The following is a 14415-nucleotide window of genomic DNA, read 5'->3' as shown; positions in this document are numbered from 1 at the left end:
CAGTGCGTGTCGCCACCGGGCCTTGCTCTGGCCGGATGAATCGCATCTGTTGGGGCCGCGCCTGAGGGGAGGGAGCAGATGCCGTTGGAAATGAACCGCGAGGTTTTCATCACCTGTGCCGTGACCGGATCGGGGGGCACGCAGGACCGTTCCCCGCATGTGCCGCGCAGCCCCAGGGAAATCGCCGAAAGCGCGATCGCCGCGGCGAAGGCGGGCGCGGCGATCGTGCATTGCCACGTCCGGGAGCCCGATACCGGGAAACCGTCGAGGAAGCTCGAATATTACCGAGAGGTGACGGACCGGATTCGCGACGCCGACGTCGACGTGGTGCTGAACCTCACCGCAGGGATGGGGGGCGACCTCGTGCTCGGCGGGCCGGAACAGCCGCTGCCATCGGTCGGGGGCACCGACATGGCGGGGGCTTCGGAGCGGATGGAACATGTCCGCCAGTGCCTGCCGGAGATCTGCACCCTCGACTGCGGCACGATGAACTTCGCGGAAGCCGACTACGTCATGGTGAACACGCCCGGCATGCTGCACGCGATGGGGACCATGATGGAGGCCCTTGGCGTGAAGCCCGAGATCGAGGCGTTCGACACCGGGCACCTGTGGTACGCGAAGGAGCTCGTGCGGATCGGCGTGCTGAAGGAACCCGCGCTCGTCCAGCTGTGCATGGGCGTGCCGTGGGGGGGGCCCGACGACCTGAACACCTTCATGGCTATGGTGAACAACGTGCCGAAAAACTGGCACTTCTCGGCCTTTGCCCTGGGGCGGCACCAGATGCCCTTCGTCGCTGCGGCGGTTCTCGCGGGCGGAAACGTGCGCGTGGGGCTCGAGGACAATCTCTGGCTCGGCAAGGGGCAACTCGCGACGAACGCGCAACTCGTCGAAAGGGCGGCTTCGATCATCGAGAACCTGGGGGCGCGCGTGATCGGCCCCGAGGAGGTTCGTGCCAAGCTCGGCCTCGTCAAGCGGGCCCCGGTCGTGGCATGAGACTCCGGGCGACTCTCGCACTCATTCTGACCCTCGCGCTGGCTGCCTGCGTTGCGCAGGAGGGGGTGCAGGCGCCTGCCGAAATCGGCTCGCCGGAAGGCTGGGAAGCGGCGCCGGACAATGCGCCGCCGCCGAGGCCGACGCGGCTGGGGGAGCCTGAAGAGGTGGAGGATCAGGCTGCTGCCGAGCATTCAGCTGACGAGCCGGCGGAGGCCGAGCCCACTGCCGATGCGACGGAGGATGCGGCCGAAGCAGGGGCCGAGGACGCCGAAGCCGCGCCCGAGGAAGAGCCTGTGCCAGTCGTGGTCAAGTCGCAGGCGCAGATCGCCTGCGAAAGGAAGGGCGGCAATTATTCGTCCTGGGGCGATACCGCCATGATGATGTGCTACACGACCCCGCGCGATGCAGGGAAACGTTGCAGCAAGGCGAGCGACTGCATCGGGGGATGCCTCGCGCGGTCGCGGACCTGCGCGCCGATCACGCCGATCTACGGGTGCAAGGACGTTCTGAACGAACTCGGCGGGTTGGTGACCGAATGCCTCGAATGACGATCCTCGCGCTGGCCCTGCTGGCCGGATGCGCCGCTCCGGTCGCCGGCAACCGGGACGCGGGAACCATGATCGCGTCCTCCGCCCTTTTCGACCCCTCGCGCTTCGTCGATGTCTGGCATGTGGTCGAGGCCTACGGCGCGGAATCCGGCTGCGGCCCGCTGGCCGAGACGTGGGCGCCGGTCGCTCCCGGCCGGTTCCGGGTTACGGGCACCTCCTGCGGGCCGAACGGGTCGCGGGCCTTCGTGGCCGACGCGCGCCTGACAGGCCCGGGCCGCTTCACGATGGAGGGATCCTTCGGTCGGCGGGAGGTCTGGATCCTATGGATCGATGGCGACTACCGCGTGGCGGCTCTCGGCTCGCCGTCGGGCGATGTAGGGCGGATCGTGGCGCGCTCGCCGACGCCGCGTGCGGACCTGCTGGCCGCTGCGCGCGAGGCGATGGACTTCAACGGATATGATCTGACGGGGCTGGCCGGACTATGATGCAAGCGACCTTTGGTGCTGCCGCCCGCGCGTCTGCGGTTGCCTTGGTGGCCGCCTTCTCCGCTGCGCCCGGGGCGGCGGACCAGCCTCTGCCCTTCGAGGGTATTTGGACCGCCGCGCCCGACTGGTGCCGCTACGCCGACCAGATTGGCAGCCACGACCCCGCGCCGATCGAAATCACCGGGACCGAAATTCACGGACTCGAGAATTTCTGCAAGATCACCTCCCGCACCGGGCGCGAGGGGTGGAACTGGTGGGCGCTCGATCTCTCCTGCGCGGCGGAGGGCGAGGAATACGAGGACGGAACCGTTCTCATGCTGGAAGACGAGAGCACGCTTTGGCGCTGGTTCGGCGGTGGCGAACCCATCCGCTTCACCCGCTGCCCTTGAAGAGGACGAATGATGACCAGAACGGCGGCGATAGTTGGCGGTGGCGTGATCGGCGGCGGATGGGCGGCACGGTTCCTTCTGATGGGCTGGGATGTCAGGGTCTTCGACCCGGACCCGGAAGCGGAGCGCAAGATCGGCGAGGTTCTGGCCAACGCGCGCCGCTCGCTGCCCGGGCTTCACGAAGTGGTGCTGCCGTCCGAAGGTAAGCTTTCGTTCCATTCCTCGCTCGCGGATGCGGTTTCGGGCGCGGAGTGGGTGACCGAAAGCGTTCCGGAGCGGCTCGACATCAAGCACCGCGTCTATCGTGACATCCAGGCGGCGGCGCCGGGCGCGGTCATCGGTTCCTCGACCTCTGGTTTCAAGCCGTCGGAGCTTCAGGAAGGCGCGGCGGCGCCGGGAATGATCGTCGTCACGCATCCCTTCAACCCGGTCTATCTCCTGCCGCTCGCGGAACTCGTGCCCTCGCCGGCGAACCCGGCAGAGGTGGTGGAGCGCGCGAAGGAGGTCCTGACCGGGATCGGCATGTATCCCCTACACATCAAGGCCGAGATCGACGCGCATATCGCTGATCGGTTCCTCGAAGCAGTCTGGCGCGAGGCGCTGTGGCTCATCAATGACGGGATCGCCACGACGGAGGAGATCGACAACGCGATCCGCTACGGATTCGGCCTGCGTTGGGCGCAGATGGGTCTGTTCGAGACTTACCGCATCGCGGGTGGCGAGGCTGGGATGCGCCACTTCATCGCGCAGTTCGGACCCTGCCTGGAATGGCCTTGGACGAAGCTCATGGATGTGCCGGAGCTGACCGACGAGCTCATTGACGCCGTGGCCGATCAGTCCGACGCGCAGTCGGGGCGCTTTTCGATCCGCGAACTGGAACGCATCCGGGATGCGAACCTCGTGGGCATCATGCGGTCCCTCAAGGGCAACGGCGGCGCGCAGAGCGCGGGATGGGGGGCTGGCGCGCTGCTGCGCGAGCAGGACCAGAGGCTGCGCGGCGAGGAGCGACCCGACATCTCCGGCCCGATCCTGACTGTCGCCCGCGCGGTCCCGCTCGACTGGACCGACTACAATGGCCACATGAACGAGGCGCGGTATCTGCAGGCGTTCTGCGACGCCAGTGACCGGTTCATGGAGATCGTCGGCTGCGACGCGGACTACATTGCGGCTGGCGGCAGCTATTTCACCGCCGAGACGCATATCCGGCACCTGGGCGAGGTCCATGCTGGCGAGCGGCTGGAGATCCGGACGCAGCTTCTTTCAGGCGAGGGCAAGAAGATGCACCTCTTCCACGAAATGCGCGTCGGGGATGACCTGAAGGCCACGGGCGAACACATCATGATCCACGTCAGCCTCGAGACCCGGCGGGCCAGCGCTCCGGGCCCGGAAGTGGCGCGCAGGATGGCCGAGATCGGCGCGGCTCATGCGAAGCTGGCGCTGCCCGAGGGCGCCGGACGGTCTGTCGGGCAGCGCCGATAGACGGGGGTCTCCCGTCACCGGTGTTCGGAAAAGAAGCGCAGGATCTCTTCGTTTGCCGCGATGTCGCGCGTGCCGCCGCCTTGGCGGGCGGCGCGCCGTCCGCCTGGCCAGACATGGCCGCCCCCTTCGACTGCGAGGAGGCGCACGTGCGGGCGGCCTCCCTTCGACCACGTCGTTTCGACCGTGCGCAGCCCGTCTTCGGCCGGGTCGATCACGCGCGTGGTCTCGACAAGTCCCGGCCCATTCGCGCGGCGAAAGGCGGCGATCACGTCGTTCACGGCGGTGAAGTTTGTATCCGTCAGGCTTTCGCTGCCGCGTCCTCCGCCGAAGGGGACGTGCGTGTCGGCGGTGCCGTGGATGTGAAGAAGGGGGACGGAGCCGCGGACCGGAAACGACGCGAGGTCGAGCGTGCCCGATACGCCAGCGGCGGCGCGGACGGCGCGTGGGCGCGCGGCCGCGTAAGCCTCGGCCAGGAGCGCCCCGTTCGACATTCCGGTGATGTAGACATGGGTGGGATCGAGCCCGAAGCGTCGGGCCGCGTCGGCGATCACCCGGTCTAGGAAGGCGATGTCGTCGATGCCTGCACGGGCCGCGTAGCCGCAGCAATAGCCCCCGTTCCAGGTGAGAAGCCGCGTGTAACCGGAGCCCGCGGGGTAGATCGCGGCGTAGCCCTGAGCGTTGGCCGGGCGGCTGAAGCCCGAGTTGCGCGCGATCTGCGCCGGGTTCCCGCCGCCGCCATGCAGGACGAGGATCATCGGAGCGCCCTCGGTCTGGGCCGGCAGGTCGACCAGGTAGCTGCGCCCGCCAAGCTCCACCTTCTGCGTCTCGGCAAGGGCGGGCGCGCAGAGCAGGGCGAGTAGGGCAACGGCGAGGCGCAGCACGGGAACCTCCAGGGCGTTTGTTACGTGAACGGATACTGAGCCTGTTTCCGTCGCTTTGCTGAATCGAAGTGGTGTCAGCCGATCCCATCCCGGAGCGAGCGAAGAAGTTCCGGCACGTCGCGCGTTGCGATCTCGGCTTCGCGCACAAGCCAGTCGAAATGCTGGGTGAAACTCCGGACACGCTCGACGTCGCGGAAGGCAAGGTAGTTCCGGCCGAGGTAGAGCACCGCGAGCAGGGGCCCGAAGATCGTGATCGGCGCGGAAAAGACGCGGCGGGCGTCGAAAAGGAAGATACGCAGGCTCGGGTAAAGCTGGTCGTGGACCGTGAGGAGCCAGTCGAGCTGCTGGCGGCGGATAGCAGCATCGATCCCGCGGTAATACCCCTCGGCGCGGGCGAAAGCCTCGATCTCGTGGATCGGCATCGCGATCTCGTAGTCGGAGCCCGAGCTGCGCATCCAGGCGAGGCGGTCCTCCGAAGCGCCGATCGCCTGGTCGACGGTCCGGCCGAGGTGCGGTTCATATTCCCAGCGCAGCACGGCGTGGGTCTTCAGCATGTCCGGGAGTGTCGCCGGGACGTGACGGATCTTGTAGCCCGCGGCCTCTCGGTGCCAGGCGAAGATCGTCTCGTCGATCAGGGCGCGCGGGGCCTCCGTCATCGTGAGCGATGCGGCGAGGAGTTGAGCGAGGCGTTCGGGCCGCTCGGTCAGGCCGAGAAGCCAGTCGGCGGAGACGTCGAGAGCCGAGGCGCATTCTGCCACGACCTGCGCGTTCGGAAGCCGCGCGCCTTGGCCCGAAAGCAGCTGCGAGATGGTGGACCGGTCCACCGCGATGGCGCGGGAGAGCGCGCTCTGGGTCATGCCCTTGTCGGCCATCGCCTGGGACAGGCGGTCGCGGAACTGGGCGGCGCGTGCGCGTTTGTCGACTCGGTGTGGCATTTGTTGATAATTATCACATTCGTAGAATTTTGTTAATCAAATCCAGAATTCGCCTCGGCCCCCTGCCGGAATAGACGGAATTCAAAGGAAAAATCCGGAAGGGCAAAGCGAAGATGAGCAGCACGAATGCCGGGCGTGGCGGGATCGAATGGCCGACGCTCGGGCTGATTGCCGCCTGCTACATGGTCTGGACACTTTCGGTAGGGCCGCTCTGGTCTGCCTTTGCGCCATTCGCCTTCGTGCTCGCGACCCTGTCCATCGCGCTTTTCTCCTCGCTCCAGCACGAGATTCTGCACGGTCACCCGTTCAGATCGCGCGCGCTGAACGAGGCGCTGGTGTTCCCGGGCTTCACGCTCGTCGTGCCCTATGTGCGGTTTCGCGACACGCATCTTGCGCATCATCGTGACGAGTTCCTGACCGATCCCTACGACGACCCGGAATCCAACTACCTCGACCCGGCGATCTGGGAGCGGCTGTCGCGTCCGATGCGGCGGCTTCTGCGCATGAACAACACGCTGGCCGGGCGCATGCTACTTGGTCCGGCGATTTCCACCGTGGCCTTCGTGCGGAGCGACTGGTGCGCGATCCGGGGCGGAGACCGGAAGGTGCGCGATGCCTGGGTGCTGCATGCGATCGGCGTCGCGATGGTTCTGGCCTGGCTCTTGGCGTTCGGCGCAATGCCGGTCTGGGCCTATGTCCTCGCGGCCTATGCCGCCTACGGGATGCTGAAGATCCGCACCTTCCTCGAGCACCGGGCGCACGAGAAGGCGCGCGGCCGCTCTGTCGTGATCGAGGACCGCGGGCCTCTGGCCTTCCTGTTCCTCAACAACAATTTCCATGCCGTGCATCATGCCCACCCCAGGGTCGCCTGGTACCGCCTGCCCGCGCTCTACGCGGAGCGGCGCGAGCAGGTGCTCGCGCGGAACGAAGGCTATCGCTACGGTTCCTACTCGGAGGTGTTTCGCAAGCACCTGTTCCGCGCGAAGGACCCGGTGCCGCATCCGTTGATGCGGCAGGACTGAGCTTCCGCCGGTTACGAAGGCGTGAGAGAAGGGGCGCATGAGCCTCTGGATTCTCGTCACGCTCGCGGCTGCGGCGATGCAGACCGTCCGCTTCATGCTGCAGAAGCAGTTGAAGGGCGCGGGTCTGTCGACCGGCGGCGCCACCTTCGCGCGCTTCATCTTTGCCGCACCGCTCGCGGCGCTCGTGGCAAGTCTGGCGCTCGCGGTCTCCGGAGAGGCATTCCCGCCGCTCACTGCACGGTTCTGGACCTTTGCGCTGGTCGGGGGTGTTGGACAGATCGTGGCGACGCTGGCGACGGTCGCGCTCTTCTCGCTTCGGAACTTTGCCGTCGGCATAGCCTTCACCAAGACCGAGACGGTGCAGGTCGCGGCCTTTTCAGCGCTGATCCTCGGCGAGGCGGTGAGCCTCTGGGGCTGGTCGGCGATCGGCGTCGGGTTCGCGGGTGTCCTTTTGCTGTCGCGCGCTTCGGAGGGCGGGCTGCGCTTCGATCCAAAGGCGACGGCGCTGGGGTTGCTGGCGGGCGGGTTCTTCGGGATTTCGGCGATCGGCTACCGGGGGGCGACGCTGGAACTCATGCCGCTCGGCTTTTTTCTGCGCGCGGTGCTGACGCTCGCCTGCGTCACCGCCTCGCAGACGGTGATGATGGCGGTCTGGCTTAGGCTCCGACAGCCGGGCGAGGCGGGGCGCGTCGTGCGGACCTGGCGCAAGACGGCGCTGGTTGGGCTGACGGGCATGCTGGGGTCCCTGGGCTGGTTCACGGCCTTCTCGCTTCAGAACGCGGCGCTCGTAAGGGCGGTGGGGCAGGTGGAGATCGTCTTCACGCTCGTCGCCTCGGCGCTCGTCTTCCGCGAAAGGCTGCATCTGCGAGAGGCCGCGGGGATCGCGCTGGTGGTGACGAGCCTTCTGATGATCGTGCTGGCGCTGGGTTGACGGCTCAGGCGATCCGGCGGAAGCGGGACGTTTCGCCCGAGTTGTCGAAGAACGGCACGCTTTCCGGATGCTCCCGCCCCGAGCGGAGGAAGGCCGCGGCCTCTGCCAGCACGACCTCGGTGATGAAGGGGAGGTTCAGCATCCGCGCCTCGGCGATCGGCACCCACCGGAGGTAGGAAAGTTCGTCCGAGGCATGGGAGAAATCGTCCGGGTCGGCGGGGACAGCCGTGATGGGCGCAAGAAAGAAGCGCGCATCGAAGCGGCGCGGACGGCCGGGAGGCGTGATCGCGCGGAAGATGTAGCGAAGCGCGCCCGCGTCTGGCGCTAGGCCGGTCGCGGCGAAGCCTTCCCAGTCGGGCGGCGGCGCCGGCCAGGACGAGGGGGCGCCGAGCGGCAGGCCGGCTTCTTCCCAGAGTTCGCGGATGGCTGCAGCCGCCAGCGCGTGCGCGATGCCGGGTGGCGCGTTCTCGTCAAGCCGGGCGGCGGAAACCGGATCAAGGGAACTTATCAGCGGAACCTCGGCGTCGGCCGCATCGACCGCGCCACCGGGGAAGACGAACTTCATCGGCATGAACGCCGCGCCCGCGCCGCGCTGGCCCATGAGAACCGAGGGGCCGTTCCCGCCGTCCCGGTAGAGGATTACCGTCGCGGCATCACGGATCGGCTGGGCCTCGGCCCCGGTCATGCGTCAGGCGCTTTCGATGCCGAAGCCATGCATCCGCTTGGCCCATTGGATCGCCACCATCACGCCCTTGAGACGGGGCAGCAGGAACAGCGAAAGCGCCACGGTCGCCACGCCGAAGACGGAGGCGAGGACCAGGGGATCGGGCTCGAACGCAGTGTAGACGGCGAGAAGCGAGGGCGCGAGGATGTGGCCCACGATGAGGATCGTCAGGTAGGCTGGTCCGTCATCGGCACGCTGGTGCGACAGATCCTCGCCGCAGACGGCGCAGTTGGATCGCACGGTGAGATAGCCCGAAAGCATCGGACCCGAGCCACAGCAGGGGCAGCGGCGTCGCCAGCCGTTCAACATCGCCCGGCCCATCGGACGATCTTCAGTCGTGTCGAGGCTGTCAGGGTTCGTGTCGCGCATGTGTCGGTTCCTTTCCAGGCGGACCTTATCGCGCGGAATGCCCTTCAATGGAAGCGTTGAGGGAGTTGTTGCGTAAAGATGTCGCAAACTTCGTCCGGGCTGCGACGGAAACCGCGGGGCCGCGCGTTAGAAGTCATGCAAGGCGGCGACAGGCGCCGCCAAGAAGAGGAATGGAGATCACGCATGACCCGCAAGAAACTCGGAATTGGTCTGGCCGCGGTCCTCGGTGCCGCCGTCGTCGCGCTGCCCATCGTGGCCGGTGCGCAAGGCATGGGTAAAGGCCCGATGCGCGGTGAAGGGCAGGGGCAAGGCATGCCCGAATGGGCCGGCGAGATGCGCGGCGAAGGAATGATGGGCTATGGCTTTGAAGGCCGCGGTGAGGGGTCCTTCGGGGGAATGTCTGGCTGGGGCGGTGGCGCGATCGACTTCGCGGCGCTCGACGCCGATGGCGACGGCAAGGTGACTGAGGAAGAGATCAAGGCCTACCGCCAGTCCCGGATCGAGGGGCTGGATGCGGACGGCAACGGGCTCATCTCGGCCGAGGAGATGACGGCCCACATGATGGCCGGCGTTCAGGAGCGGATCGAGGCGGCAGCGCAGCGCCGGATCGAGGCTCAGGACCTTGACGGCGACGGCGCGCTGAGCGCGGCGGAGCTCGTCGTGCCGCCGCAACCGATGGCGATTTTCGACCGGCTCGATACCGACAATGACGGGGCGGTGAGCCAGGAGGAGTTCGATGCCGCGCGGACGCAGTTCCGTGATCGGATGCAGGGGGGGATGATGGATCGCCGGGGCGGCGGGCATCATCGCGGCGAAGGGTATCGCTTCGGCGGTGACGACGACGGGCGCGGCGGTTTCTGGCGCCGCGGCAACTGAGCGATGCCCGCGCCCGGGGTTGCCTCGGGCGCGGGGGCTTGGCGGGGCGCGGAGTTTCGCGCTAGGGCTCTCGCGGATGTACAAGGTCCCCGATATGCTTTCCGGCGCCACGGACGAGGCGCTCCTCGTCCTCTATGCGCAGGGCGACGGCGAAGCCGCGCGCGTCCTGACGGAGCGCCTTGCACCCCTCGCGTTCCGGCTCGCCCGGAGGATGCTGGGCGACGAGGCGGAAGCCGAGGACGTCGCGCAGGAGGCGATGCTGCGGCTCTGGCAGGCGGCCGGAAGCTGGCGGGCCGGGGAGGCGAAGGTTTCCACCTGGCTCTACCGGGTGGCGTCGAACCTCGCAACGGACCGGCTGAGGCGGCGTCGTGGCGTCGGGCTCGACGCGGCGGGCGATCCCGAGGACGAAAGGCCCGGCGTCGTCCAGGAACTGATCGCGGCGGACAGGGCAGCGGCGCTTGAGACCGCGCTCATGGCGCTGCCGGATCGGCAGAGGCAGGCGGTGGTGTTGCGCCATCTCGAAGGGCTTTCGAACCCCGAGATCGCGGAGATCATGGGGCTGGGCGTCGAGGCGGTGGAAAGCCTGACGGCACGGGGCAAGCGAGCGTTGGCGGCGGCACTGGCCGGGCGGCGGGAGGAACTGGGGTACGGCGATGACTAAGACGAACGCAAACGAAGAGCGGATGCTTGAGGATATCTTCGCGGCTGCGCGGCGCGAGGCGCCGGAACCCTCGCCCGCCCTCATGGCGCGTATCCTCGCGGACGCGGAAGCGGTGCAGGCAGCAGATACCGCGCAGCGGGCGGCCACGATACGGCGTAATTCGCGCCGGCCCGGGCTGTTCGCCTCGGCGATCACGGCGCTTGGCGGATGGGGAGCGGTCGGCGGGCTCGCCGCGGCGACGCTCGCCGGGGTCTGGATCGGTTTCACCGGCATGGGCGCCCTGGGCTCGACGGCCGCGGGACTGTGGGGCGCTGCGGAAAGCGCCGCGACCGTTGACCTTATCCCGGGCGAGGCGGATTTCGCGGCGCTGGGCATCGGGCTGGAGGGCTGAGAATGGTGGACGAAACCCAGACCGGCAGGCCGAAGGGGGGAACCGGGCGTTGGACGCGCGTGGCTCTCATCGGTTCTCTCGCGCTGAACCTTCTTTTCATCGGCGTGTTCGCCGGGGCGGGGATCGACAGGGCGCGGCGGCCCGACCAGGTCGAGCTAAGGGAGCTCGGGTTCGGGCCGATGTCGGAGGCACTGAGCCCCGAGGATCGTGCCGCCTTGCGACGCGCCTTCCTTGCCGAGGTCCCGGCACTTCGGGACGAACGCCGCGCCTGGCGCGAAGACACGATGCGGCTCGTCGAGGCACTTCGGGCCGAGCCCTTCGATCCGGGAGCGGTTGACGCGGTCACTTCGCGGCTGACGGGGCGCATCGCGGCACGCCTGGACCTGGGCACCCGGCTTCTTCTCAACCGGATCGGCGAGATGAGCGCCGCCGAGAGGCTCGGGTTCGCCAACCGCCTGGAGTCCTCGCTCGGCCGCATGCCGCACGGTGGGCGGCCGCCTCGGGATTGAGCCGGGGTTTTCAGGCGGCCGAACGGCCGATCTTCACCTGGTTCCTGCCGTCGGCCTTGGAGCCGAGAAGTGCCCGGTCCGCCTCTCCGACGACTTCCTCGATCGCCAGCGGCTCGCGTCGGCTCCCTCCGCCGAGGGCGAGGCCGATTGACAGCGTCACCGGGATCTCGCTCCCCAGGTGCGGCAGCCGGACGGGCTGTTCCTCGACCGCGCGGCGGATCCGTTCGGCAGTGGCGCGGGCGCTTTCGAGCGTGCAGTCGGGCAGCGCGATGAGAAACTCCTCGCCACCGATGCGGGCGATGAGATCCGCGGACCGGAGATTCGTCCTGAGGCGCGCCGCGACCTCCACGAGTACGGAATCGCCTGCGGCGTGGCCCCACGTGTCGTTCACGATCTTGAAACGATCGATGTCGAGGATCATGACCGCGAAGGTCTGGCCCGTCACGTCGGCCCGCTCGGCAATGGCGGCGAGTTGCGGAAGCGCGAAGCGCCGGTTGTAGAGCCCTGTAAGCGGATCCGTGACGGCGAGCCTTAGACCGTTCGCGACGCTGGCGCGAAGGGAATCCTGCGTCCGTTTGCGCTGGATTTGTCTGCGGATGCGCAGGGCCATCTCCTCGACCGTGGCGCCTTCGGGGATGATGTCGCTGGCGCCAAGGTCAAGCGCCACGGCGGCGGTATCCCTTGCGTCCGGGGCGACGACCATGCAGATCGCAGCGTGCAGGGTCGCCTGGCGCGAACGCAGTTCCGACATGAGCCTGAGACCCGCGCCGGCCGGACGGAGGTCTGCGGCGACGACGAAAACATCCGGACAGGAGCCGCAGAGGTTCTCACCCAGGGTTTCCTCCGGGCGCGCGATCACCAGTTTCTCGGTCAGATGCGGCGCGAGTTCGCTTTTCCAGCGGGCCGCGGTTTCCGGGGGCTCGGCGACGAGGGTGACGCAGCCTTTTCGCTCGAATGGCGCGCAGGTCTCCGCGAAACCCAGATCGCGGCAGGCGAGATCACGCAGCCGCAGTTCATTCTCCGCCTCGCGGGCGCGGAGAAGGCTTCTGAGGCGCGCGAGGAGCACGGCCTCATCCAGTGGCTTCGTCAGGAAATCCTCCGCACCGGCGCGAAGAGCTGGCATCCGCGCGGCTGCATTCTCCGCGGTGGTGACGACCACGACCGGAATGGAGCATGTCGCCGGATCGGCTTTGAGGTGCCGGCAGATTTCGACTCCGTCCAGATCCCGAAGCTGGGCTTCCAGGAGAATGATGTCCGGCTGCAGCTCCCTTGCGAGGCGCAGCGCGTTGGCGCCGCCTGCCGTGTGCACGGTGTCGTAGCACGCGGCCGCCAGCTTGACCTTCAGCACGATGCGGTTCGTCGCCACATCGTCTACGATGAGGATCTTCCCCGACACAGGCCAGCTCCGTAAGCTTTACTATTATTTCCGCCACGTTCATGTTTTGCCGCAAAGGTTAAGAATTTGTTTCCGGCGACGATCCGGAAACAAAAAAGGGGCAGGACAACCATGAATCCAGGGCTGGAAACCGCAGAGACGCTCGCGCTCAAGGCGCTTGCCTGGCTTGCCGGAAACGAGGAGCTCTTCCCGGTCTTCCTCGGTGCGACGGGCGCGCGGCATGAAAGCTTGTCCAAAAGCGCGTCCGACCCGGCCTTCCTGGGCTCCGTCCTGGACTTCCTGCTCATGGACGATGCCTGGATAGTGGGGTTCTGTGATGCGTCCGGATACGGCTATGAGGACCCGCGCCGCGCGCGTGCCGCCCTTCCGGGCGGTGGGGAATGGCACTGGACTTGAAGCGGTCGGTCCGGCCCTGGCCTCAGAAATTCAGGAGATTTCTCGGTTCGCCTTCGCGCAGGCAGGCCATCAGGCTGCGCAGTTGCTCCGCTCCGCCCTCGGGCAGCTTGGACAGGAAGTGACGGGCGTTTTCCTCGGCCACGGGGGTCGCGCGAAGAAGTCGTTCCTGCCCCGTTTCCGTCAGCGCGACCTCGGTCTGCCGGCGGTCCCGTCCGGCGCCCGCGCGCCGCTCTATCAGTCCCTGCGCTTCCATCTGGCGCAGCGTGCGTGACATCGCCGTGCGGTCGATCCCGATGAATTCGGCTATGGCCGAGGGCTGCGTGAGCGCCTCGTTCCCGACCGCGAGAAGGGCGCACCAGCTGATCCGCGTGAGGCCAAGCGCCCTCAGACCCTCGTCCAGCCGCCGCTCTTGCAGGCGCGAAGTGAGCGTGAGCTGATACAGGAGCGAACTGTGAAGTCGATACGGGCCGGGCGCGTCCATATTTGGCAGCGTCAACCAAGCTTGCCGGAGTGTCAACCAATGCGCGGTGCGCCGCCGGCATGCAAAGGATTCGTTGCATTGCATGTCCGGATCGGCGACATTCCCCGGGCGGAGGATCCATACATGCCAGCAATCCAAGGCGTGCTGTTCGACAAGGACGGCACATTGTTCGATTTTCAGGCGACTTGGAGCGTCTGGGCGAAGTCCTTGCTCCTTGACCTTGCCGCCGGTGCGCAGGCGCAGGCCGAAAGGCTGGGCCGTGTCATCGGCTACGACTTCGTCGAGGCGAGGTTCGAGCCCGATAGCCCGGTGATCGCGGGCACGCCCGTCGAGATCGCAGAAGTCCTGCTGCCACACCTGCCGGGCGCGAATCCCGTGGCCCTTGTGTCGCGCATGAACGCTCTCGCCGCGACGGCGCCGATGGCGCCTTCCGTGCCGCTTGCCCCGTTCCTCAACGGGCTCAAGGCGGAGGGTCTGCGGCTTGGCGTCGCCACGAATGACGCCGAGGCCCCGGCGCGGGCGCAGCTCAAGGCGGCCGGGGTGGAGGCGCTCTTTGACTTCATCGCCGGTTCGGATTCAGGACACGGCGCCAAACCGGCGCCGGGCCAGCTTCTTGCCTTCGCAGCGCAGCACGCCATCCCGCCGGCGCACGTCGTCATGGTGGGTGACAGCCGGCATGACCTCGTCGCGGGCCGCGCGGCGGGAATGCGCACGGTCGCCGTGCTGACCGGCATCGCCTCCGAAGCGGATCTCGCGCCGCTCGCCGAAGTGGTCCTGCCCAATATCGGCCACTTGCCGCATTGGCTCGACACGATGGCACCGGCGCCGCTGGACGCTGCCTGAGCCCCGGAATCCGCCTTCTTCTTGAGGGAATGCGACAACCTTTGTCGCAAATCTACGCACATTCGCGCCTGTTCTGCCCTTTCCTGACGGCAGGACATCAGGAGGC

The 14415-nt window shown here is 67.6% G+C and carries 19 protein-coding genes; 13 read left to right on the top strand and 6 right to left on the bottom strand.

Annotated features, from left to right (window positions below):
- Positions 1 to 78 precede the first annotated feature (78 nt).
- From bcoG to ABCN56_RS05295, 5 genes are read left to right on the top strand one after another with little or no spacing between them, the layout of a single operon-like run.
- Positions 79 to 993, top strand: coding sequence for a 3-dehydrocarnitine:acetyl-CoA trimethylamine transferase BcoG (gene bcoG, locus ABCN56_RS05315; RefSeq protein WP_343079719.1), 915 nt, complete (start codon positions 79 to 81; stop codon positions 991 to 993).
- Complete coding sequence (locus ABCN56_RS05310) at positions 990 to 1541, top strand: hypothetical protein (protein WP_343079718.1); 552 nt, start codon at positions 990 to 992, stop codon at positions 1539 to 1541. The genes bcoG and ABCN56_RS05310 overlap by 4 nt, the downstream gene beginning before the upstream one ends.
- Positions 1538 to 2026 (top strand): lipocalin family protein, encoded by a 489-nt coding sequence (locus ABCN56_RS05305; protein ID WP_343079717.1) that lies wholly within the window; start codon positions 1538 to 1540, stop codon positions 2024 to 2026. Before ABCN56_RS05310 ends, ABCN56_RS05305 begins: the two co-directional genes overlap by 4 nt.
- 47 nt (positions 2027 to 2073) lie before the next feature.
- Complete coding sequence (locus ABCN56_RS05300; protein WP_343079716.1) at positions 2074 to 2415, top strand: hypothetical protein; 342 nt, start codon at positions 2074 to 2076, stop codon at positions 2413 to 2415.
- 12 nt (positions 2416 to 2427) lie between these two features.
- Entirely contained in the window at positions 2428 to 3894 is a 1467-nt protein-coding gene (locus ABCN56_RS05295) for a carnitine 3-dehydrogenase (RefSeq protein ID WP_343079715.1), read from the top strand.
- A gap of 14 nt (positions 3895 to 3908) precedes the next feature.
- On the opposite strand, the gene ABCN56_RS05290 is transcribed toward ABCN56_RS05295, so the two are convergent.
- Both ABCN56_RS05290 and ABCN56_RS05285 read right to left on the bottom strand, forming a co-directional pair.
- A complete protein-coding gene (locus tag ABCN56_RS05290; RefSeq protein WP_343079714.1) occupies positions 3909 to 4775 on the bottom strand; it encodes a CE1 family esterase in 867 nt (288 codons plus the stop codon).
- A gap of 74 nt (positions 4776 to 4849) precedes the next feature.
- Entirely contained in the window at positions 4850 to 5710 is an 861-nt protein-coding gene (locus ABCN56_RS05285) for a helix-turn-helix domain-containing protein (RefSeq protein ID WP_343079713.1), read from the bottom strand.
- Between the two features lie 113 nt (positions 5711 to 5823).
- Between ABCN56_RS05285 and ABCN56_RS05280 the strand changes: the two genes are divergently transcribed.
- Together ABCN56_RS05280 and ABCN56_RS05275 are read left to right on the top strand one after the other, a co-directional pair.
- Complete coding sequence (locus tag ABCN56_RS05280) at positions 5824 to 6732, top strand: fatty acid desaturase (protein WP_343079712.1); 909 nt, start codon at positions 5824 to 5826, stop codon at positions 6730 to 6732.
- Between the two features lie 37 nt (positions 6733 to 6769).
- Positions 6770 to 7663 (top strand): EamA family transporter, encoded by an 894-nt coding sequence (locus ABCN56_RS05275; RefSeq protein WP_343079711.1) that lies wholly within the window; start codon positions 6770 to 6772, stop codon positions 7661 to 7663.
- A 4-nt stretch (positions 7664 to 7667) separates the two neighbouring features.
- Here the strand turns inward: ABCN56_RS05275 and ABCN56_RS05270 are convergent, their stop codons facing one another.
- Positions 7668 to 8348, bottom strand: a complete 681-nt coding sequence (locus tag ABCN56_RS05270) for an NUDIX hydrolase (protein WP_343079710.1) — start codon at positions 8346 to 8348, stop codon at positions 7668 to 7670.
- Between the two features lie 3 nt (positions 8349 to 8351).
- Entirely contained in the window at positions 8352 to 8756 is a 405-nt protein-coding gene (locus ABCN56_RS05265) for a DUF983 domain-containing protein (protein WP_343079709.1), read from the bottom strand.
- A gap of 183 nt (positions 8757 to 8939) precedes the next feature.
- Here ABCN56_RS05265 and ABCN56_RS05260 point away from each other — a divergent pair, with 183 nt between their 5' ends.
- The 4 genes from ABCN56_RS05260 to ABCN56_RS05245 all read left to right on the top strand — a co-directional run bounded on the left by ABCN56_RS05260 (position 8940) and on the right by ABCN56_RS05245 (position 11193).
- Positions 8940 to 9632, top strand: a complete 693-nt coding sequence (locus tag ABCN56_RS05260) for an EF-hand domain-containing protein (protein ID WP_343079708.1) — start codon at positions 8940 to 8942, stop codon at positions 9630 to 9632.
- A 76-nt stretch (positions 9633 to 9708) separates the two neighbouring features.
- Positions 9709 to 10293 carry an RNA polymerase sigma factor gene (locus tag ABCN56_RS05255; RefSeq protein ID WP_343079707.1) on the top strand — a complete coding sequence of 195 codons (585 nt, stop codon included), beginning with the start codon at positions 9709 to 9711 and terminating at the stop codon, positions 10291 to 10293.
- The gene (locus tag ABCN56_RS05250; protein WP_343079706.1) at positions 10286 to 10684 is read left to right on the top strand and encodes a dihydroorotate dehydrogenase; all 399 of its coding nucleotides are present in this window, start codon (positions 10286 to 10288) and stop codon (positions 10682 to 10684) included. The genes ABCN56_RS05255 and ABCN56_RS05250 overlap by 8 nt, the downstream gene beginning before the upstream one ends.
- Before the next feature lie 2 nt (positions 10685 to 10686).
- On the top strand, positions 10687 to 11193 hold the full coding sequence (locus tag ABCN56_RS05245) for a periplasmic heavy metal sensor (RefSeq protein ID WP_343079705.1): 507 nt from the start codon (positions 10687 to 10689) through the stop codon (positions 11191 to 11193).
- 10 nt (positions 11194 to 11203) lie between these two features.
- Here the strand turns inward: ABCN56_RS05245 and ABCN56_RS05240 are convergent, their stop codons facing one another.
- Positions 11204 to 12589, bottom strand: coding sequence for a diguanylate cyclase domain-containing protein (locus tag ABCN56_RS05240; RefSeq protein WP_343079704.1), 1386 nt, complete (start codon positions 12587 to 12589; stop codon positions 11204 to 11206).
- A 111-nt stretch (positions 12590 to 12700) separates the two neighbouring features.
- Here ABCN56_RS05240 and ABCN56_RS05235 point away from each other — a divergent pair, with 111 nt between their 5' ends.
- Entirely contained in the window at positions 12701 to 12985 is a 285-nt protein-coding gene (locus ABCN56_RS05235) for a DUF3572 domain-containing protein (RefSeq protein ID WP_343079703.1), read from the top strand.
- A gap of 22 nt (positions 12986 to 13007) precedes the next feature.
- On the opposite strand, the gene ABCN56_RS05230 is transcribed toward ABCN56_RS05235, so the two are convergent.
- Positions 13008 to 13466 carry a MarR family winged helix-turn-helix transcriptional regulator gene (locus ABCN56_RS05230; protein ID WP_343079702.1) on the bottom strand — a complete coding sequence of 153 codons (459 nt, stop codon included), beginning with the start codon at positions 13464 to 13466 and terminating at the stop codon, positions 13008 to 13010.
- A gap of 123 nt (positions 13467 to 13589) precedes the next feature.
- Here ABCN56_RS05230 and ABCN56_RS05225 point away from each other — a divergent pair, with 123 nt between their 5' ends.
- Positions 13590 to 14309 (top strand): HAD family hydrolase, encoded by a 720-nt coding sequence (locus ABCN56_RS05225; protein ID WP_343079701.1) that lies wholly within the window; start codon positions 13590 to 13592, stop codon positions 14307 to 14309.
- The last annotated feature ends 106 nt before the right edge of the window (positions 14310 to 14415 follow it).

Source organism: Ostreiculturibacter nitratireducens (assembly GCF_032670585.1).
GTDB classification, from domain to species: Bacteria; Pseudomonadota; Alphaproteobacteria; order Rhodobacterales; family Rhodobacteraceae; genus Ostreiculturibacter; species Ostreiculturibacter nitratireducens.
Note: the sequence above shows the minus strand (reverse complement) of the source record. Positions and strands in the feature narration are given on the sequence as shown.